This is a genomic window from Herbidospora sp. RD11066, assembly GCF_054661255.1.
On record NZ_BAAGDO010000002.1, the window covers coordinates 864,764 to 883,838 of the forward strand.

The window sequence follows — 19,075 nt, forward strand, 5'->3', positions numbered from 1 at the left end:
GGTCGTCCTTTCGTGGTCAGGTACGGGTCCATCTCTGGTTGGTGGCGCCGCTGCAGGTCCAGATGCGGGCCTTGGTGCCGTTGGCGGTGCCGTTCACCTCCAGGCACTTGTTCGCGCCGACGGCGGTGATGCTCCCGTTGGAGTTCAGCGTCCACTTCTGGTTGTTCTGGCCGTTGCAGTCCCAGATCAGCACCGCGCTGCCGTCGGCCGTGCCGGCGCCGCTGACGTCGAGGCACTTGGAGCCGTACACCCGCAGCTCGCCCGACGACGTGGCGGTCCACTGCTGGTTCGACTGGCCGTTGCAGTCCCAGATCTGGGCCAGGGCGCCGTTGGTCTGCGAGGCGCCGTTGACGTCCAGGCACCGGCTCGACGCGGAGCCGCGCAGGGCGCCCGCGGACGAGGTGGTGAAGGTGAAGGCGTCCAGGTCGAACAGGTAGCCCGAGCCGGTCGAGCCCCGGAAGACGAGGTAGAGCGTCGTCGAGCCGGACGGCGCGCCGCTGAGGTTCGCCGACACGTCGGCGAAGGTCTCCCAGCTTCCGGTACTGCCGACGGTCGCCGTGCCGAGCAGCGTGCCCGTGGCCGAGCCCGCCCGGACCTCGATCCGGCCGCCCGCGCCCGCCGAGGACACCCGCGCGGTGAAGCTCGTGGCGTTGCTCAGGTTGTACGGCGTGAACGACACCCAGTCGCCGTCGTCGATGAAGCCCACCGTCCTGCCGCCCTCGGCGGTGGTGTGGTCGGCGAGCTGAACGCCCTGCTGGGCGCCGTAGTGCTCGCCCTGCCGGTGGCGCGGCTGGAGCGTCCGGGTGCTGGTCGACGTCAGGCCGCCGTTGTCGGTGTAGGAGGCGGCGAAGACGCCGAAGATGTTCGCCGCCGAGTCGTGCTCGCCGTCGACCGGCACGGTGATGGACCCGCTGCACCCGGTTCTCGAGGTGATCTGGTGGGCGTGGCTGTCATGGCCGAGCGAGTAGGTCAGCGTCACCTTGGAGCAGTCGATCGTGCCGTCCTCCGGATCGCTGACGCTGATCTGGAAGGGCACCGTGTCGCCGAAGGAGAACAGCTGGCCGTTGCCGGGGCTGGAGAGCGTGACCGACGGTGCGGTGTTGCCGACCGTGATGTTCACGCTCGCGCTTCCGGTCAGGCCCTGCGGGTCGCGGACCGTGAGCGTGGCGGTGTAGGAGCCGTTGGCGGAGTAGGTCTTGCTCGGGTTGGCGCTGGTGGACGAGGTGCCGTCGCCGAAGTTCCACGAGTACGACAGCGAGCCGCCCTCGGGGTCGGAGCTGCCCGACGACGAGAAGCCCACCGTCAGGGGCGCCGCCCCGGAGGTCTTGTCGGAGGAGGCGCGGGCGATGGGGTTGCGGTTGGCCTGGCCGATGTACTCGATCCGGTAGAGCGCCTGGTTGTTGTTGCCGGTGCCGTAGTCGAGCACGTACAGGGCGCCGTCGGGGCCGAAGGCCATGTCCATCACCTGCGTCCCCGACCAGGGGAAGGAGGAGATCTCGCCGTAGCCGCCGGAGGAGGTGACCTCGATGGCCTTGATCCAGCGGCGGCCGTACTCGCCGGCGAAGAAGCGGCCGTTGAGCGCCTGCGGGAACTTGACCGAGGAGTTCAGGTTGGCGTCGTAGCGGTAGACCGGGCCGCCCATCGGCGACTCGGAGCCGGAGCCGAACTCCGACGGCGAGCCGGAGTCACCGGCGTACCTGATCCACGCGGGCTTGGCCGCGGGCAGGGTGGTCAGGCCGGTGTTGCGGAAGGAGTTGTTGGTCGCGCCGCCGGAGCAGTTGTACTTGTTGCCGGTGCTGTTGCTGGAGAAGTTCCACTCGTTGTAGGTCTCGGTGCTGGAGTTGCTTCCCGTGCAGTAGGGCCAGCCGTAGAAGCCCGGACCGGTGACCCGGTTGAACTCCACCTGGCCGCTCGGGCCCCGGCTGGAGTTGGTCGATCCGGCGTCCGGCCCGTAGTCGCCGAGGTAGACGACGCCGGTCGCCTTGTCGACGCTCATCCGGAACGGGTTGCGGAAGCCCATCGCGTAGATCTCCGGGCGGGTGTTCGACGTGCCCGGCGCGAACATGTTGCCGCTCGGGATGGTGTAGGTGCCGTCGGACTGCGGGGTGATCCGCAGGAGCTTGCCGCGCAGGTCGTTGGTGTTGGCGGAGGTGCGCTGGGCGTCGTACTGCGGGTTGCGGTTGGTCCGCTCGTCGATCGGGGCGTAACCGCTCGACTCGAACGGGTTGGTGTCGTCGCCGGTGGTCAGGTAGAGGTTGCCCTGGGCGTCGAAGTCGATGTCGCCGCCCACGTGACAGCACTGTCCCCGGTCGTTGGCGACCTTCAGGACCACCTTCTCGCTGGACGTGTTGAGGGTGTCGTCGGAGTTGAGGGTGAACCTGGACAGGTACAGCTCACCCTTCCACGCGTCGAACTGCGACGAGGAGCCCGTCGAGGGGGCGTCGCCGCTCGATGTGCTCAGCCGGGGCGAGTAGTACAGCCAGACGTACCGGTTGGTGGCGAAGTTCGGGTCGACCGCCACCCCCTGGAGCCCTTCCTCGTCGTGGGAGTAGACGTTGAGGCGGGCGGCCACCTTCGTGTTGCCGCTGACGTCGGTCACGCGGACCGTGCCGTCGCGGGAGGTGTGGATGACCGATCGGTTCGGCATCACGGCCAGCGACATCGCCTCGCCCAGCTCGTTTCCGCCCGACGCGAGCGAGATCTGCTGGTAGTCGGAGGCCGAGATGGTCAGCGCGTTCGCCGGGGAGGCGGAGAGTGCGACGACCCCCGGCGTGATGAGCGCCATCGTGGTCAGCAATGCGAGCCACGGACGTCGGGACATGCGGTGTTCCTTCCTGACATGGGAGCTCAGCCAGGGCAAGGCGCGCGCCGCCACGCTGTTGCCGGGTAGTGCGGGGTAGTGGGGATCCGTGCCCGGAGGTGTGCCGCCTCGGGAGCATCGCTACCTATTACGATCAGGCCGCCGCTGATCGTCAAGGCCTTAAGTCCGCTTATTTCTTTTCCCGCACACGGCGAGGTTCGCCGCGGTTGGCCGCTCACCATCGTTGAGCTGTGAGGACATCGCCACCGCGACGAACTCGCGGCGGCAGCGCAAATGAATCATTCAGATGTTTCGTACTGATCGGCGCCGGGAGACCATGGCCGACGGCCCCCTTCAGTCGTACTCTTGCGGACGACCACCTCCGTCGAATCGATTCGCTAGCCCTCCAAGGAGCTCGGCAATGCATCCCTCCCCCATCCCGTTACCGGGCCGCAGGGCCCTCGTCGCAGCGGTCGTGGCGGTGCTGACCGCGCTGCTGGCCACCACCCTGACCTGGTGGACCCCGGCGACCGCCGCGACCACCCCGCTGATCGGGACCGCGTCCGGCAGATGCCTGGACGTGCCCGGCGTCTCCCAGGTCAACGGCGTCCAGACCCAGATCTGGGACTGCAACGGCCAGTCGAACCAGCAGTGGACCACCACGAGTTCGAGCGAGCTGCGGGTGTACGGCTCCAAGTGCCTCGACGTCAACGCCGCCGGCACGGCCGACGGAACCGCGGTGATCATCTGGGACTGCAACGGCCAGAACAACCAGAAGTGGCGGCTGAACTCCGACGGCTCGATCACCGCCGTCGGCTCGGGCAAGTGCCTCGACGTGTCCGCCTACGGCACCGCCAACGGCACCAGGATTCACATCTGGACCTGCCACGGCGGCGTCAACCAGAAGTGGTCGACCGGCACCCAGCCCACCCCGACGCCGAGCCCGAGCCCGCCGCCCAGCGGCGCGCGCCCGTGTGACATCTACGGTTCCGGCGGCACCCCGTGCATCGCCGCGCACAGCACCACGCGTGCGCTCTACAACGCCTACAGCGGCAACCTCTACCAGGTCAGGCGCTCCTCCGACGGCACCACCAGGAACATCGGCGTACTGACCACGGGCGGCGTCGCCAACGCCGCCGCGCAGGACTCCTTCTGCTCCGGCACCACCTGCGTCATCACGGTGCTCTACGACCAGTCGGGCCGGGGCAACGACCTCTGGTACCAGGGATCCAGCGTGGTCCCGGGCTCCCCCCAGAGCAGGCCGGCGGTCGCGACCACCGAGTCCCTCACCGTCGGCGGCAACAAGGCCTACTCCCTCTACATCAACCCCGGAAACAGCTACTGGCGGGACGGCCACCTGACCGGCGTCCCTACGGGCAGCGCACCCGAGGGCATGTACATGGTGACCAGCGGCATCCACGTCAACGGCGGCTGCTGCTTCGACTACGGCAACAGCGAGACCACCAGGAAGGCCGACGCCGCCGGCGCCATGGACGCCATCAACTTCAGCACCCAGTGCTGGTTCGGCGGCTGCTCGGGGAGCGGGCCGTGGGTCCAGGCCGACCTGGAGTGGGGCCTGTTCCCGGGCGGAAGCCAGTCGTGGAACACCAACCAGCGGGCCTTCACCAGCAAGTTCGTGACCGCCACGCTGAAGAACAACGGCACGACCCGCTTCGCCATCAAAGGCAGCAACGCCCAGTCGGGCAGCCTCTACACGCTGTACGACGGGGCGCTCCCCAACGGCTACAGCCCGATGAAGAAGCAGGGCGCCATCATCCTCGGCAGCGGGGGCGACTGCTGCAAGCCCGACGGCGGCGCCAACGCCAGCGCGGGCACCTTCTACGAGGGCGCCATGGTGGCCGGTTATCCGAGTGACGCCACCGAGAACGCCGTCCAGGCCGAAGTGGTCAGCGCGGGCTACCGCTGATCGTGCCGTCTCCCGGTTCGGGTGTCGCGGTGCTCACCAGGTTCTCCCGTAGCCAGGTCTCGGTCGTGTTCACGTGCATGAGCGCGGCGGCCTGGGCGAGCACCGCGTCGCCCTGTTCCAGGGCCCGGAAGATGGCGACGTGTTCGGCGACGGTGCGACCGGCCACGTTGCCCTCGATCACCCCGCGCCAGACCCGGGCCCGGACGGTCCGGCTGGCGATCCCCGCGAGCAGGGCGCACAGCGACCGGTTGCCGGTCGCCTCGAAGACGGCACGGTGGAAGGCGTCGTCGTGGTGGGTGAGCCGTTCGACGTCGTCCTGGTCGGCGATCATGGCGTCGAGGTGCTTCCGGAGCTCCGCGAGCTGGCCGGCCGTGATGCGCACGGCCGCCAGGCCCGTGGCCACCGGCTCGAACAGCCGCCGCACCTCCGTGATCTCCAGCAGGTCGTCTCCCTGCATCATCTCGACCGCCACGCCGACCCCCTCCAGCAGCAGCGCCGGGTCGAGCGAGGTGACGTAGGTGCCGTCGCCCCGCCGCACCTCGAGGACGCGGGTGGTGACCAGCGAGCGGACGGCCTCCCGGAGGAGGTTGCGGGACAGGCCCAGCAGTGCCGCCAGGTCCTGCTCGGGAGGCAGGCGGGCTCCGGGAGGGAGCGTCCCGTCCTTGATGAGCTGCCGGATGCGGACGATCGCCTGCTCGGTCAGAGACATAGGTGCATCCTGCCACCTAGGCAGACATGTGATGTCTAGGCGTTCTTCGCCTCTTTCCGCTCTCAAGTGCGCAGGCTCTAGACATCATGCCGGGTGTAGTCGTAGAAAGACATCCCATGTCCTAAAAGGAGTGACGATGAGGACCACACGCTTACCCGTCGCCGTGGCGTTGTCGACGGTGGCCTGTCTCCTGACGGCGTGCGGCGCGGACGACCCGCCCGGACAGACCACCAGCGCCCCGGCGAAGCCGGTCATCGGCGTCGACTACCCCCGTTCGGACACCGACTTCTGGAACTCCTACATCAGCTACGCGCCGAAGTTCGGCGGCGAGATCGGCGCCGACCTAAAGACCACCAACTCCCAGAACGACATCGCGAAACTCACCGCGAACGTGCAGAGCCTGGTCGGTCAGGGGATCCAGGGCCTGGTCATGGCGCCGCAGGACACCGCGGCGGTGGCCCCCACGCTCCAGCAGCTCGAAGGTAAGAAGATCCCCGTCGTCCTGGTGGACACCCGGCCCGACACGGGCAACGCCTTCATGGTCGTGCGCGCCGACAACCGCGCGTACGGCGAGAAGGCCTGCCGCTACCTCGGCGAGAAGCTGAAGGGCGCCGGCAAGGTCGTCATGCTCCAGGGCGACCTGGCCTCCATCAACGGCCGCGACCGCACCGAGGCCTTCAACGAGTGCATGGCGCAGAACTACCCCGGCATCAAGGTCTTCGGCGAGGCCACGAACTGGGACGGGGCGGTCGCCTCGCAGAAGTTGTCGACGGTGATGACCGCCAACCCCGACGTCAAGGGCGTCTACATGCAGTCGAGCTTCGCCCTGGCCGGCACCCTCCAGGTGCTCAAGCAGCGTGGCGTGCTGGTCCCGCCGACCGACCCGAAGCACGTCTTCGTCGTCTCCAACGACGGCATCCCCCAGGAACTCAAGGACATCGCGGCGGGCAACATCGACGCGACCGTGTCGCAACCGGCCGACCTCTACGCCAAGTTCGCGCTGGAGTACACGAAGGCGGCGATCGAGGGCAAGACCTTCGCCCCCGGGAAGACCGACCACGACAGCACCATCATCGAGGTCCGGCCGGGTCTGCTCGAAGACCAGCTCTCCGCACCGCTCGTCACGCTCGACGGCGGCACCTACGGCGGCATCCCCAGCGTCAAGCACGACGACAAGTCGCTCTGGGGCAACAACCTGAGCTGAGAGGCACGACGATGGGCACTCCCCCGAGCCCTCCCGCCGTCTCGGAGGCGGCGCGCATCACCAAGAGATACGGCGAGACCGTGGCGCTGGACGGCGCCCACATCACGATCATGCCGGGCGAGACGCACGCCCTCGTCGGCCGCAACGGCGCGGGCAAGTCCACCCTGGTCTCGATCCTGACCGGCCTGCAGGAACCCGACGAGGGCGAGGTGCGCTTCTCCGGACGGCCCGCACCCCGCCCGTCGGACCGGAACGCCTGGCGGGAGCGGGTCGCCTGCGTCTACCAGAAGTCCACGATCATCCCCGAGCTGACCGTGGCGGAGAACCTCTACCTCAACCGGCACGACCACAACGGCCTGCGCCTGGTGAGCTGGAAGAGCATGTGGCGGAAGGCGGCCGGCCTGCTGGAGGCCTGGCACGTCGACGTCGACGTCCGCCTGCCGGCCAAGGACCTCGGCGTGGAGCAGCGGCAGTTCGTGGAGATCGCCAGGGCGCTGTCCTTCGGCGCGCGGTTCATCATCCTCGACGAACCGACCGCGCAGCTCGACGGCGCGGCGATCACCCGCCTCTTCGACCGGATGCGGGCGATGCGCGAACAGGGCGTCACCTTCCTGTTCATCAGCCACCACCTCCAGGAGATCTACGAGATCTGCGACACCGTCACGGTCTTCCGGGACGCCCGGCACATCCTCACCGCGCCGGTCGCGGACCTGCCCCAGGGAGACCTGGTGGCGGCGATGACCGGCGAGGCGGCCGGGCTGCGGGACCGGAAGACCCGTCCGGCCGTCCCGCCGGACGCCGACGTGATCCTCGACGCGCACGGCCTGACCGACGGCGACCTCTACACCGACGTGGCCCTGCGGGTCCGGGCGGGCGAGATCGTCGGGCTGGCCGGTCTCGGCGGCAGCGGGAAGACGGAGCTGGCCGAGACCCTCGCGGGGCTGCGGGCCCCCGGAGAGGGCACGGTCGAGGTCGCCGGGCTCCGGCCGCGCGCCGGCAGTGTGGCCGACTCGCTGGCGGCGGGGGTCGGGCTGGTCCCCCGCGACCGCCACCACCAGGGGCTGATCCCGTTGATGTCGATCGCCGACAACACCACGCTGACCGTGCCGGAACAGCTCGGCACGGCGGGGTTCGTCAGCTCCCGCCGCAGAGACGGGCTCGCCCGGCAGATGATCACGAACCTGGCCATCAAGACCCCCGGCCCCGGCCTCCCGGTCATGGGCCTGTCCGGCGGCAACCAGCAGAAGGTGGTGATGGCGCGGGCCCTGGCGAGCGATCCACGGCTGCTCGTGCTCATCACGCCGACGGCGGGCGTCGACGTGCGGTCCAAGGAGTTCCTGCTCGCGAAGGTGGAGGAGATCGCCGGGAAGGGCACCGGCGTGGTGATCGCCTCCGACGAACTCGACGACCTGCGGCTGTGCGACCGGGTGCTGGTGATGTTCCACGGCCGGGTCACCACCGAACTGGCCGCCGGCTGGCACGACCACGAGATGGTGGCGGCCATGGAAGGAGTCGACCTCGATGCCTGAGACCACCGCCGCCCCCGCGGAGACCGGGCGGCCCGCGCCGAAGGCGCCGGGGAGGTCACCGGCCGGGCTCCGCCTGGCCCGGTTACGGGACCTCGCGCTCGTCCCGGCGATCATCGCGATCGCGGTCGTCGGGCAGATCGTCCACCCGATCTTCCTGCAGGCCGACAACCTGATCAACATCCTGCAGACCATGTCGGAGATCTCGCTGCTGGTCCTGGCGCAGGCGCTGGTGCTCATCGTCGGGAAGATGGACCTGTCGCTGGAGTCGACCTTCGGCCTGGCGCCCGGCGTGGCCGCCTGGCTGACGGTCGCGGTGGGGACCGGCTCGGGGCTCGGGCTGCTGCCGGGCTTCTGGGCGATCCCGATCACCCTGGCGGTCGGGGTGGTGATCGGGATGGTGAACGCGTTGTTCATCGTCCGCTTCGGGCTCAACGGCTTCATCGTCACCCTGGGCATGCTGATCGTGCTGCGGGGCCTGCTCACCGGTATCTCCGGCGGGCAGACCTTCTTCAACCTGCCCGAATCGCTGACCTATCTGGGTTCGGCGATGTGGCTGGGCGTGCCCGCCTCGATCTGGATCTGCCTGCTGCTGTTCGCGATCGGCGTCGTGGTCATGGGCTTCACCGGGTTCGGCCGCTCGCTCTACGCGATCGGCGGCAACGTCGAGGCGGCCAAGGCCGCGGGCATCCGGACCGACCGGGTGCTCTGGATCACGTTGATCACCGCGAGCGTGCTGGCGGCGATCGGCGGGCTGCTGCTGACCGGCAGGCTGGCCTCCGTCGCCGCCGCGCAGGGCGACGGGGCGATCTTCACGGTGTTCGCCGCCGCCGTCATCGGCGGGGTCAGCCTCAACGGCGGCAAGGGGACGGTGTTCGGCGCGTTCACCGGCATCCTGCTGCTCTACATGATCCAGAACGTCCTCACCCTCGCCGGTGTCCCGGCGCAGTGGATCGAGGCGCTGAACGGGGCGATCATCCTCACCGCTCTCGCCCTCTCCCGGCTCACGGGAGGCAAGACGCAGGAATGAGGCGCGGGTCCGCGTCCGGAGCCTATGACGGGGGCCCGGACGCGGGCCCGCACAGACTCTCCTCGACCCCCAGGACGTGGATCGCCGCGTGGATGCGGGCCCGCTCGGGATCGCGCGCGAGCAGCGCCCGGTAGACGGCGCGGTGTTCTCCGAGCGTGCGCTGCACCGCCTCCGGGTCGGTCATCCCCCGCCAGATCCTCGCCCGGATCGTCCGGCCGGACATGTTCCTGATGACGGCGGCCAGCACGGCGTTGCCGCAGTGGGACGTGATCAGCGAGTGGAAGTCCTGGTCGAGGGCGACGAGCTTGCCGTGGTCGACCTCGGGCCCGGCGGCCAGGCGCTCGGCCTCCTCCAGGATGACGCCGAGGGCGGCGAGGTCGTCGTCGGGGATGCGGACGGCCGCCAGCGCCGTCGCCTCCGCCTCCAGGATGCGGCGGACGTGCAGGAACTCCCCCGCTCCGGCGTGCTGGTGGATGTCGGCGACGAAGCTCATGCCGTCGAGCAGCAGCTCCGGGGACAGGCTGGTGACGTAGGTGCCGTCGCCCTGGCGCGTCTGCAGCACCCGCATGGCGATCAGCGCGCGCACGGCCTCGCGCAGGGTGTTGCGGGCGATGCCGAGCTGGTCGGCGAGCTCCTTCTCGACGGGGAGTTTCTGACCGGGACGCAGCTCGCCGTCGACGATCATCTGCTTGATCGTGTCGATCGCGCTCTCGATGACTCCCACGTCACCCCTTCCTACGCGGCCCTACCGCGGGGCCCACTGAGGGCCATCAGGGTAGCGGTAGCCGTCGACGGTGCCGTCGTGCATGCGGGCGCTGTACCCCGGCGCCTCGGGGAGGCGGTAGCGTCCCCGTTCCACCCTGACCGGGTCGGTGAAGTGCTCGTGCAGGTGGTCGACGTACTCCAGCACCCGCCCGTTCAGGCTGCCGCTCACGCAGACGTAGTCGATCACCGACAGGTGCTGGACGATCTCGCACAGGCCGACGCCCCCGGCGTGCGGGCAGACCGGCACGCCGAACTTCGCGGCCATGAGCAGGATGGGGATGATCTCGTTCACCGAGGCCAGGCGGCAGGAGTCGATCTGGCAGAAGTCGATCGCCTCCGCCTGGAGCAGCTGCTTGAACATCACCCTGTTGTGGGCGTGCTCCCCCGTGGCCACCCCGACGGGGGCGATCGCCTTGCGGATGGCGGCGTGGCCCAGCACGTCGTCGGGGCTGGTCGGTTCCTCGATCCACAGCGGCTCGAAATCGGCCAGCCGGTTCACCCAGGTGATGGCGTCCGGCACGTCCCACACCTGGTTGGCGTCGATCATGAGGTGGCGGTCGCCGAGCTCCTCGCGGGCGATGGCCAGGCGCCGCCGGTCGTCGTCGACGTCCGCGCCGACCTTGAGCTTGACGTGCGTCCAGCCGTCGGCCACCGCCTCGCGGACCAGCCTCCGCAGCTTGGCGTCGTCGTAGCCGAGCCAGCCGGGCGAGGTGGTGTAGGCGGGGTAGCCGTGCTCGGCCAGTTCGGCGACGCGTTCCTCGCGGGTGGGGTGGAGCCGCGCGAGCATCTCGACGGCCTCGGCCGGGGTGAGCACGTCGGACAGGTAGCGGAAGTCACACGCCGCGACGATCTCCTCCGGCGACATGTCGGCCACCAGACGCCACAACGGCTTGCCGGCCCGGCGGGCGGCCAGGTCCCAGGCGGCGTTCAGCACGGCCGCCGCGGCGAGGTGCACCACCCCCTTCTCGGGCCCCAGCCAGCGCATCTGGCTGTCGGCCATGATCTCCCGGTAGAGACCGCCCAGATCGGCGGCGAGCTCATCGACGTCCCGGCCGGTCAGCCGCGCGCCGATCTGGCGGGCGGCGGCGACGCAGAGGTCGTTGCCTCGTCCGATGGTGAAGGTCAGGCCGTATCCCGTCAGGTCGCCGTCGTCGGTGCCGAGGACCACGTAGGCGGCGGAGTAGTCGCCGTCCGGGTTCATCGCGTCCGAGCCGTCGAGGGTGGCGGAAGTGGGGAACCTGACGTCGATCACGTCCACTGAGGTGATCGTCGGCATGGGCGGTCTCCAATTGATCGGATGAATATGACCTAAACGGTAGGCCCAGACGCATCCGAGGTCAACAAACCGGTCTCCCCACCTCCACTTAACCCGATGAATACTCCGCTACCGACCCCACAGCCGCCAGGTCTGGTTCAGCGGGCTCCCCTGCGACGCCGCGACGCACGTCCACTGGTGGACCGCCGCCCGGGGAGCGGTGGAGACCGTGCTCACGTCCACGCACTTGCCGCTGTGGCGGGCGACGAGCTGGTAGTCGTGGGCGTCGTTGCCGCTGTAGGTCACCTTGCGGAGCGCGAACTGCTGGTTCTGCGCGCCGTTCGCGCAGGTCCACTGGATGACGGGGGCGCCGTCGGCGGTCGAGACGGCGTTGACGTCCAGGCACTTGCCGCTGTGGCGGTTGACGACCGTGTAGGTGCCGGAGACGCCGCTCACCGGGCGGAAGTCCCAGAGCTGCTGGTCGCCGCCCTCGCAGGAGAACTGCTGCTGGACGGTGCCGTCGGCGGTGGCCGAGTTCGGGTCGTCCAGGCACTGCTGGGAGTGCTGGGCCACGGCGACCGAGGTGAAGCTCCCATCCGAGGGCGGCAGGAGCGTCACGGTCAGGGCGTCGGCGATGACATTGCTGGGCAGGTTGAGCGTGACGGCGTTGCCCGACAGGGTGACGACCGAGTTCTGGATGGTGATCGGCCCCTGCACCGCGCCGCCGCTGTTGTACGGGATGCGCTGCACGACCGCCCGCACCTGGTTGTTCTGCACGATGCCGCTGGTGGTGTCGAGCCGCTGGAGGTTGACGGCGAGGTTGCCCGTCGTGTGCCCGCCGCCGACCAGCATCTTGGCCGACCCGGAGTCCTTCGTGGCGTAGGCGTCGTAGGAACTGCTCGGCGTGACCGCCACCGACTGCCCGGTCTGGGAACCGTAGAAGCGGTAGACCCACCACTCGCCCTTGGGCTGGTGCTGCCCGGCGCCGTTGCGGACCAGCAGGTTGGCGATGTCGTTGTGCAGGTTGCCGCCGCCGCCCCAGTGGGCGCGCAGGCCGTCGGCGCCCGCGCGTTCCAGGCGGGAGATGTACCACGCGCCGTCGCCGGGGTTCTGCTCGTCGGGCGCGCCGTACTCGTTGATCTGGTACGGCCTCGGGTGCGCGATGCCCCGAGAGTTCAGCGTCGTGTTGGCGGCGGCCACGTTGGCGACCGGGTCACCCGGCAGCGAGTGCCAGCTGATGATGTCCGGCACGACGCTGTTGGCGCGGATGTAGTCGAGGTACGCGTTCCAGAAGGAGTGCGAGGTGGAGGGCACGCACGCGCAGCTGGGCCCGACGATCAGGTGGCCGGGGAAGGCGGCGCGGACCCTCTGGTAGCTGCGGCGCCACAGCTCGAAGTACTGGGACTGCGACCGGTTCCAGAACAGGGTGATGTTCGGCTCGTTCCACAGGTCCCACTGCACGGTGATGCCGGCCGAGCGCACGTCGTCGATGACGCGCGTCAGGAAGTTGTCGTAGTCGGTCCAGTCGCCGTTGTCGCCCGGGAAGCGCGAGATCCCGGCGCCGTCGGCGCCCCACAGGTCGTGCGGGAGCAGGATGAACTGGCCTCCGAGGGCGATCGTCCGGCGGGCCTGGGCGAGGGTGGCGTTCCACCGCCGGTCGTACCCGCCCGACACCCAGCCGCCGCCGGAGAGCTGGGCGCCCCCGGCGCGCATGGCGCGGAACTTCACGTCGCGGTAGAAGTGGTCGGCCGGGCCGCTGCCGTTCTCGGTCATGCCGTAGATCCAGCCCGAGGCGCGATACGAGGGGCTCGCGCCCGTGGTGGCGAAGTTGACGGTGATGGCCTCGTCGCCCGCCAGCGCGGGGGCGGCGGGCACGACCAGTCCGGTGATCGCGAGCGCGCAGGCGGCGATCAGGGTCGTTAATCGGGTACGCATCGGGCCACTCCTGAGCACGAGGGATGAGTAGCGAATCGATTCGACCGCAGATTAGGCAGGGTTACGAGACCATGTCAACGGCGTGACAGGGGTGTGAAACGAACCGGTTCGCGCCTACGACCGCGCCGGGCCGGTCGTGGCGCGCAGTGAGATCGGCGGGGCGACCAGCAGATGGCGGTGCGCGACGGAGGGATCCGCGATGCGCCGCAGCAGCAGGTCGACGGCGTGGGCGCCCAGTTCGACGGCCGGGACGTCGGCCGCGGTGAGCGGCGGATGGAGGTTCTCCGCCCAGTGGCGGGCCGCCACGCCCACGATCGAGAAGTCACGGGGGACCTCGCGCCCCGTGCGGGCGAGGGCGTGGTAGATCCCGGCCGCGGCCGCCTCGTTCACGGTGGCGATGGCCGTCAGCTCCGGATGCTCCGCGAGCAGGTGTTCGGTGCAGGCCTGCCCGGCCTGGGCGTCGTCGGCGCAGCAGACGGCCACCCCGCTCAGGCCGCGCTCCGCGACCGCCCGGTCGAAGCCGGCCCGCGCCCGGTGCCCGGGGCCGTATCCGGCGGCCACCAGCTCGGCACCCCGGTTGACCAGGGCGATGTGACGGTGCCCCAGGTCGGCGAGGTGGTGGACGCACCGGGCGATGAGCGTCTCGTAGTCGAGGTCGACCCAGGACATGCCGTTCGGGTCGCGGGTGCGGCCGATGCCGACGAAGGGCAGGCCACTGGCCATCAGCCGTTCGACCCGGTCGTCTTCGAGCCGTATCTCCATGACGATCACACCGTCGACCCGCTGGCCGGTGACGACGCGCTCGAAGGACCGGTCGTGCTCGCCTCCCGAGGGGGACAGCAGCACGTCGAGGTCGGCGCGGGCGGCGGCGTCGACGACACTGGCCACGAAGCCGAGCTGCATGTCGGTCAGCCGCGTGCTCGCGGGCGGGATGACGAGGCCGATGGTGCGGGTGCGGCCCTCCTTGAGCGCGCGGGCCGCCGCGTTGGGGCGGTAGCCCAGTTCGTCGATGACCGCCTGGATGCGCTGTTTGGTCTCCGGCGAGACCGGGCGGCGACCGGTGAGCGCGTAGGACACGGTGCTGCGGGACACGCCCGCCCGCTTGGCGATCTCCCCGATGTTCACCTGAGCATCGTAGTCGAATCGTTCCACAATCCACCTCCCGAAAGCCCGTTGACGTCCGGGACGAACGCGCTTATCTTCGGTCGAACCGATTCGACGAATCGGTTCGACCGAGGAGGTCACCCCCCGATGAGATCTTCCTTATCCGGCCGTCTCGCCACCGGCCTCGGCCTGGCCCTCCTGGCCGCCTGCGCCACCCCCGCGGAAACCCCCTCCGAAGTGGGGGACGCCCCGGCCGCGTACACGATCTGGGACCCCTATCCCCAGTACGACGGGACCTCCGACTGGGTGCGCCTGCTGGAGGCGTGCGGCACCCAGGCCGGAGCCGAGGTCGAGCGCACCGGCTACGACACGAGCGACCTGACCAACAAGGCGCTGCTGGCCGCGCAGCAGGGCAACCCGCCGGACGTGCTGATCGTCGACAACCCGGTCGTCTCGACCCTGGCCGAGGCCGGCGTGCTGACGACGACCGAGGAGAACAAGCTCGACGTCTCGGCCGTCTCGCCCAACCTGCTCGGCGCCGGCCAGAGCGGCGGCAGGACCTTCGGCGTCCCCATCGGCGCCAACACCCTGGCGCTCTACTACAACAAGAACGTGCTGGACAAGGCCGGTGTCGACCCGGCCACGGTCACCGACTGGGCCGCGCTCACGGCGGCGCTGGAGAAGGTGACGAAATCGGGCGGCAAGGGCATCACGTTCTCGGCGATCGGCACCGAGGAGGGCAGCTTCCAGTTCCTCCCCTGGTTCTGGGGCGCGGGAGCGAACCTGACCACGCTCGACTCGCCCGAAGGGGTCGCGGCGGTCACGCTGTGGACCGACTGGCTGAAGAAGGGCTACGCCCCCAACTCCGTCATCAACAACACCCAGACCACGAGCTGGCAGGAGTTCGCCACCGGCGACTACGCCTTCGCCGAGAACGGCACCTGGCAACTCGCCAACGCCAAGGAGGCGGGGTTCCCCTACGGCGTCATCCCGATCCCCGCCAAGGGCGGCGGCCCGGCACCGGCGCCGACCGGCGGGGAGTTCGTCGCCATCCCCGTCCAGCAGGACACGACCCGATACGCCACGTCGCAGAAGCTGGTGGCCTGCCTGACCAACGGCGACAACTCGCTCAAGACCACCACCACGCTCTCCTACATCGCCCCGACCGAGGCGGTGCAACAGCGGCAGGTCGCCGACAACGCCGACCTGGGCGTGTGGGTGGAGGCGGTCAAGGTGGCCAAGGGCCGGACCGGCGACGACCTGGGCACGAAGTACCCGAAGATCTCCGAGCCGATGTGGGGAGCGGTGCAGGCGGCGCTGAGCGGATCGACGCCGCCGCAGCAGGCGATGACCGCGGCGCAGAGCGCCGCCGCGAACGCCACGCAGTAGGGCCGGCACATGACCCTCACCACCCCCGCCCGGAGCCGCGGCCGCACCCGTGAGCCGGGACCGCCCCGCCGGGCGCCGCGCCGTACCTCCGGGCGGTGGGCGGCCTGGGGGTTCCTCGCCCCGGTCGTCATCTACCTGCTGGTCTTCTACGCCTATCCGCTCTACCGCAACGTCGAGCTGAGCCTGCGCGACTACACCGTGCGGTCGTTCGTGCGGGGGGACGCGCCCTTCGCCGGGTTCGCCAACTACGTGAAGGTGTTCACCGACCCCACGTTCGCCCCGGCACTGGGGCACACCGTGGTCTTCACGGTGGTCTCGCTGGTCTTCCAGTTCACGATCGGGCTCGCCCTGGCGCTGTTCTTCGTGAAGAACTTCCCGCTGTCGGCGACGCTGCGGGCGCTGTTCCTGGTGCCCTGGCTGCTGCCGCTGATCGTCTCGGCCTCGACCTGGTCGTGGCTGCTCAACAGCGACTCCGGCGTGGTCAACGCGGCGCTCGGGATGGCAGGGCTCGGGCCGGTGAACTGGCTGACCTCGCCCGACTGGGCGCTCTGGTCGGTGATCATCGCCAACGTCTGGATCGGCGTCCCGTTCAACCTGGTGGTGCTGTACTCCGGCCTCCAGGCGATCCCTCCGAGCGTGTACGAGGCCGCGGCGATCGACGGAGCCGACCGGCGCCAGCGGTTCTGGCGGATCACGCTCCCCCTCCTGCGGCCGGTGTCGGCGATCACGCTGCTCCTCGGCCTCGTCTACACGCTGAAGGTGTTCGACCTCATCTGGATCATGACCAGGGGTGGCCCGAGCGGGGCCTCGACCACCTTCGCCACCTGGTCGTACCGGCTGGGCTTCGGCAACCTCGTCCCGTCGTTCGGGCCGGGCGCGGCGGTGGGCAACCTGCTCATCGTGACGGCGCTGGTCTTCGGGCTGGTCTACATCCGCACGCTGCACCGGCGGGTGCCGGGATGAGGCGGGTGAAGACCGCGGTCGGGGTGGTGCTGACCGCCGTGATGCTGTTCCCGGTCTACTGGATGGTCAACGTCTCGTTCACCCGGGACGCCGACCTGCGCCGCAGCCCGCCGAACTGGTTCCCGGTCGACGGCACGCTCGACGGATACCGGGCGGTGTTCGACCGGCAGTTGCCCTACCTCGCCACCAGTCTCGTCATCGGGCTCGGCACCGTCGTGCTGACGCTCGTGGTCGCGGCCCCGGCGGCGTATGCCCTGGCCGCGCTGCGGCCCCGGGGCGGCGGCGCGCTGAGTTTCCTGCTGCTGATCGCGCAGATGATCCCGGGGATCATCATGGCGATGGGCTTCTACGCCGTCTTCCTGTCGGCGGGGGTGCTCAACACCGTGCCCGGTCTCATCGTGGCCGACTCGACGCTGGCCGTGCCGTTCGCGGTGCTCGTGCTGACCGCGTTCATGTCCGGCCTGCCGGAGGAACTGCTCCAGGCCGCCCGGGTCGACGGGGCCGGGACGGTGCGGACCTTCCGGTCGATCGTGCTGCCGCTCAGCCGCAACGCGCTCGTCACGGTCTCGCTGTTCGCCTTCCTGTGGGCCTGGTCGGACTTCGTGTTCGCCTCGACCCTCGACCAGGGCGGCGACCACCAGCCGATCACGCTCGGCATCTACCACTACATCGGCCACAACAACCAGGAGTGGAACGCCATCATGGCCACCGCCGTGGTCGCGTCGGTCCCGGCCGCCCTCCTGCTCGTCATCGCCCAGCGTTACGTCGCCGCCGGGGTCACCGCCGGCGCCGTGAAGGACTGACCTCTAGGAGAAGGGCCCCCTCCGTGTTCTCCCTACGGGACATCCCGTTCAGCTATCGCGGCTCCTGGTTCGGCTTCTCGCCGGTGATCGCCGAGAAGACGTACGCCCGGGAGGTGCACCTGGTCTCGCACCAGACCGGGATGCACGCCGTCCTGCGGCTCGTGATCGACCCGGGGGCGGCCCTGACCGCCACGCCGCAGCGGCTCCTCTGGGAGCACGGCGAGGGCCGCGTCGAACTCGCCTACGAGAGCGCCGACACGGTGCGGATCCGGGGCCGGGGCCTCGACCTGGGCCTGCTGGCGGCCGATCCGCTGCTCACCCCGTTCAGCGGCCCCTACTTCTACCGCGACCCGTGCGACGGCTCCTACGTCTTCACGCTCTACCAGACGGGCCGCCGCTACCGGGTCACCGTGCTGCGCGGCACGGCCGATCCCGTGGGCGCGCAGTCGCTCGGCGACGCCGGGCGCGGGGTCGCCCTGACCGGCGAGTGGGAGGTCGCCGTCGAGGAGTACGAGACCGCCCGCGCCCCCTACTCCGAGGTGGACACCTTCGAGCAGGTGGTCAAGGCGGCCCGCGCGGAGTTCGACGCGTTCGCCGCGGCGGTCGCCCCCTGGCGCGACGGCACCACCCCGGCCGCCGAACTGGCGGCCTACGTGCTCTGGTCGGCGACCGTCCGCCCGGCGGGCTTCCTCACCCGTCCCGGGGTGCTGATGTCCAAGCACTGGATGGACAAGGTGTGGAGCTGGGACCACTGCTTCAACGCAATCGCCCTGGACGAGGGGCTCCCGGAGCTGGCGTGGCACCAGTTCCGGCTGCCCTTCGACCACCAGGACGACGCGGGCGCGCTCCCCGACTCGGTGACCCACTCGGAGATCCTCTACAACTTCGTCAAACCGCCCATCCACGGCTGGGCCCTCGGCCGCCTCGGCCGGCGGACCGAACCCGACGAGACCTACCGGCTGCTGGAGCGGTGGACGAACTTCTGGCTCGACGCCCGGCGGGTCCCCGGCCACGAACTGGCCCACTACCAGCACGGCAACGACAGCGGGTGGGACAACGCCACGACCTTCGACCCTGAGCGGGTCGTCGAGACCGCCGACCTGGCCGCCTTCCTCGTGCTCCAGATGCGCGAGCTGGCCCGCCGCGCCCCCGGCCCCGCCGAGGCGGCCCGCTGGGACGCCGCGGCCGACCGCATGAAGGAGGCCCTGCTGTCGGAGTTGTGGACAGGGGAGCGGTTCGTCGCCCGGAGCGCGCTCACGGGCCGGACCTGGCACAGTTCCAGCCTGCTCGACCTGATGCCCATCGTCCTCGGCGAGGAGCTGCCCCCGGAGGTGAGCGCGGTGCTCGCCCGCCGGATCGGAGCACACCTGACGGAGTTCGGACCGGCCACCGAACTGCCGTCGTCCCCCCACTACCAGGACGACGGCTACTGGCGCGGCCCCATCTGGGCCCCCTCGACGATCCTCATCGAAGACGGGCTGCGCCGCGCCGGGCACACCGGGCCGGCCGATGAGATCAGTGACCGGTTCCGTCGCCTGTGCGAGAGGTCGGGGTTCGCGGAGAACTTCGACGCGCGCACCGGCGAGGGGCTGCGCGACCGCGCGTACACGTGGACGGCGAGCGCCTATCTCATCCTCGCGGCGGCACGGCGGAGGCGCGGCTGAC

Annotated in this window: 14 protein-coding genes; 8 read left to right on the forward strand and 6 right to left on the reverse strand. The window is 70.0% G+C overall.

What is annotated here, in order from left to right; translation table 11 throughout:
* Positions 1 to 16: 16 nt before the first annotated feature.
* On the reverse strand, positions 17 to 2,821 hold the full coding sequence (locus ACYQ78_RS09805; RefSeq protein ID WP_459800432.1) for a carbohydrate-binding protein: 2,805 nt from the start codon (positions 2,819 to 2,821) through the stop codon (positions 17 to 19).
* A gap of 400 nt (positions 2,822 to 3,221) precedes the next feature.
* On the opposite strand from ACYQ78_RS09805, the gene ACYQ78_RS09810 reads away from it, so the two are divergent.
* Positions 3,222 to 4,727: an arabinofuranosidase catalytic domain-containing protein gene (locus ACYQ78_RS09810; RefSeq protein ID WP_459800433.1), complete on the forward strand. Its 1,506-nt coding sequence runs from the start codon at positions 3,222 to 3,224 to the stop codon at positions 4,725 to 4,727.
* On the opposite strand, the gene ACYQ78_RS09815 is transcribed toward ACYQ78_RS09810, so the two are convergent.
* Positions 4,708 to 5,436 carry a FadR/GntR family transcriptional regulator gene (locus tag ACYQ78_RS09815; RefSeq protein ID WP_459800434.1) on the reverse strand — a complete coding sequence of 243 codons (729 nt, stop codon included), beginning with the start codon at positions 5,434 to 5,436 and terminating at the stop codon, positions 4,708 to 4,710. The genes ACYQ78_RS09810 and ACYQ78_RS09815 overlap by 20 nt on opposite strands.
* 136 nt (positions 5,437 to 5,572) lie before the next feature.
* Between ACYQ78_RS09815 and ACYQ78_RS09820 the strand changes: the two genes are divergently transcribed.
* From ACYQ78_RS09820 to ACYQ78_RS09830, 3 genes are read left to right on the forward strand one after another with little or no spacing between them, the layout of a single operon-like run.
* Positions 5,573 to 6,640 (forward strand): sugar ABC transporter substrate-binding protein, encoded by a 1,068-nt coding sequence (locus ACYQ78_RS09820; RefSeq protein ID WP_459800435.1) that lies wholly within the window; start codon positions 5,573 to 5,575, stop codon positions 6,638 to 6,640.
* 11 nt (positions 6,641 to 6,651) lie between these two features.
* Positions 6,652 to 8,169 (forward strand): sugar ABC transporter ATP-binding protein, encoded by a 1,518-nt coding sequence (locus ACYQ78_RS09825; RefSeq protein ID WP_459800436.1) that lies wholly within the window; start codon positions 6,652 to 6,654, stop codon positions 8,167 to 8,169.
* Complete coding sequence (locus ACYQ78_RS09830; RefSeq protein WP_459800437.1) at positions 8,162 to 9,196, forward strand: ABC transporter permease; 1,035 nt, start codon at positions 8,162 to 8,164, stop codon at positions 9,194 to 9,196. Before ACYQ78_RS09825 ends, ACYQ78_RS09830 begins: the two co-directional genes overlap by 8 nt.
* A gap of 22 nt (positions 9,197 to 9,218) precedes the next feature.
* Here the strand turns inward: ACYQ78_RS09830 and ACYQ78_RS09835 are convergent, their stop codons facing one another.
* From ACYQ78_RS09835 to ACYQ78_RS09850, 4 genes are all read right to left on the reverse strand, one after another.
* A complete protein-coding gene (locus ACYQ78_RS09835; protein WP_459800438.1) occupies positions 9,219 to 9,920 on the reverse strand; it encodes a FadR/GntR family transcriptional regulator in 702 nt (233 codons plus the stop codon).
* Positions 9,921 to 9,941: 21 nt separating this feature from the next.
* Positions 9,942 to 11,237 (reverse strand): enolase C-terminal domain-like protein, encoded by a 1,296-nt coding sequence (locus tag ACYQ78_RS09840; protein WP_459800439.1) that lies wholly within the window; start codon positions 11,235 to 11,237, stop codon positions 9,942 to 9,944.
* Between the two features lie 108 nt (positions 11,238 to 11,345).
* Positions 11,346 to 13,151, reverse strand: a complete 1,806-nt coding sequence (locus tag ACYQ78_RS09845) for an RICIN domain-containing protein (protein WP_459800440.1) — start codon at positions 13,149 to 13,151, stop codon at positions 11,346 to 11,348.
* A 114-nt stretch (positions 13,152 to 13,265) separates the two neighbouring features.
* Positions 13,266 to 14,276: a LacI family DNA-binding transcriptional regulator gene (locus ACYQ78_RS09850; protein ID WP_459800441.1), complete on the reverse strand. Its 1,011-nt coding sequence runs from the start codon at positions 14,274 to 14,276 to the stop codon at positions 13,266 to 13,268.
* A gap of 126 nt (positions 14,277 to 14,402) precedes the next feature.
* Between ACYQ78_RS09850 and ACYQ78_RS09855 the strand changes: the two genes are divergently transcribed.
* Genes ACYQ78_RS09855 through ACYQ78_RS09870 form a run of 4 tightly spaced genes read left to right on the forward strand, consistent with a single transcriptional unit; the run spans position 14,403 to position 19,074 of the window.
* Positions 14,403 to 15,644 carry a sugar ABC transporter substrate-binding protein gene (locus ACYQ78_RS09855; RefSeq protein ID WP_459800442.1) on the forward strand — a complete coding sequence of 414 codons (1,242 nt, stop codon included), beginning with the start codon at positions 14,403 to 14,405 and terminating at the stop codon, positions 15,642 to 15,644.
* 9 nt (positions 15,645 to 15,653) lie between these two features.
* Positions 15,654 to 16,607, forward strand: coding sequence for a carbohydrate ABC transporter permease (locus ACYQ78_RS09860; RefSeq protein WP_459800443.1), 954 nt, complete (start codon positions 15,654 to 15,656; stop codon positions 16,605 to 16,607).
* Positions 16,604 to 17,410: a carbohydrate ABC transporter permease gene (locus tag ACYQ78_RS09865; RefSeq protein WP_459800444.1), complete on the forward strand. Its 807-nt coding sequence runs from the start codon at positions 16,604 to 16,606 to the stop codon at positions 17,408 to 17,410. Before ACYQ78_RS09860 ends, ACYQ78_RS09865 begins: the two co-directional genes overlap by 4 nt.
* Before the next feature lie 23 nt (positions 17,411 to 17,433).
* On the forward strand, positions 17,434 to 19,074 hold the full coding sequence (locus tag ACYQ78_RS09870; protein WP_459800445.1) for an amylo-alpha-1,6-glucosidase: 1,641 nt from the start codon (positions 17,434 to 17,436) through the stop codon (positions 19,072 to 19,074).
* Position 19,075 lies beyond the last annotated feature (1 nt).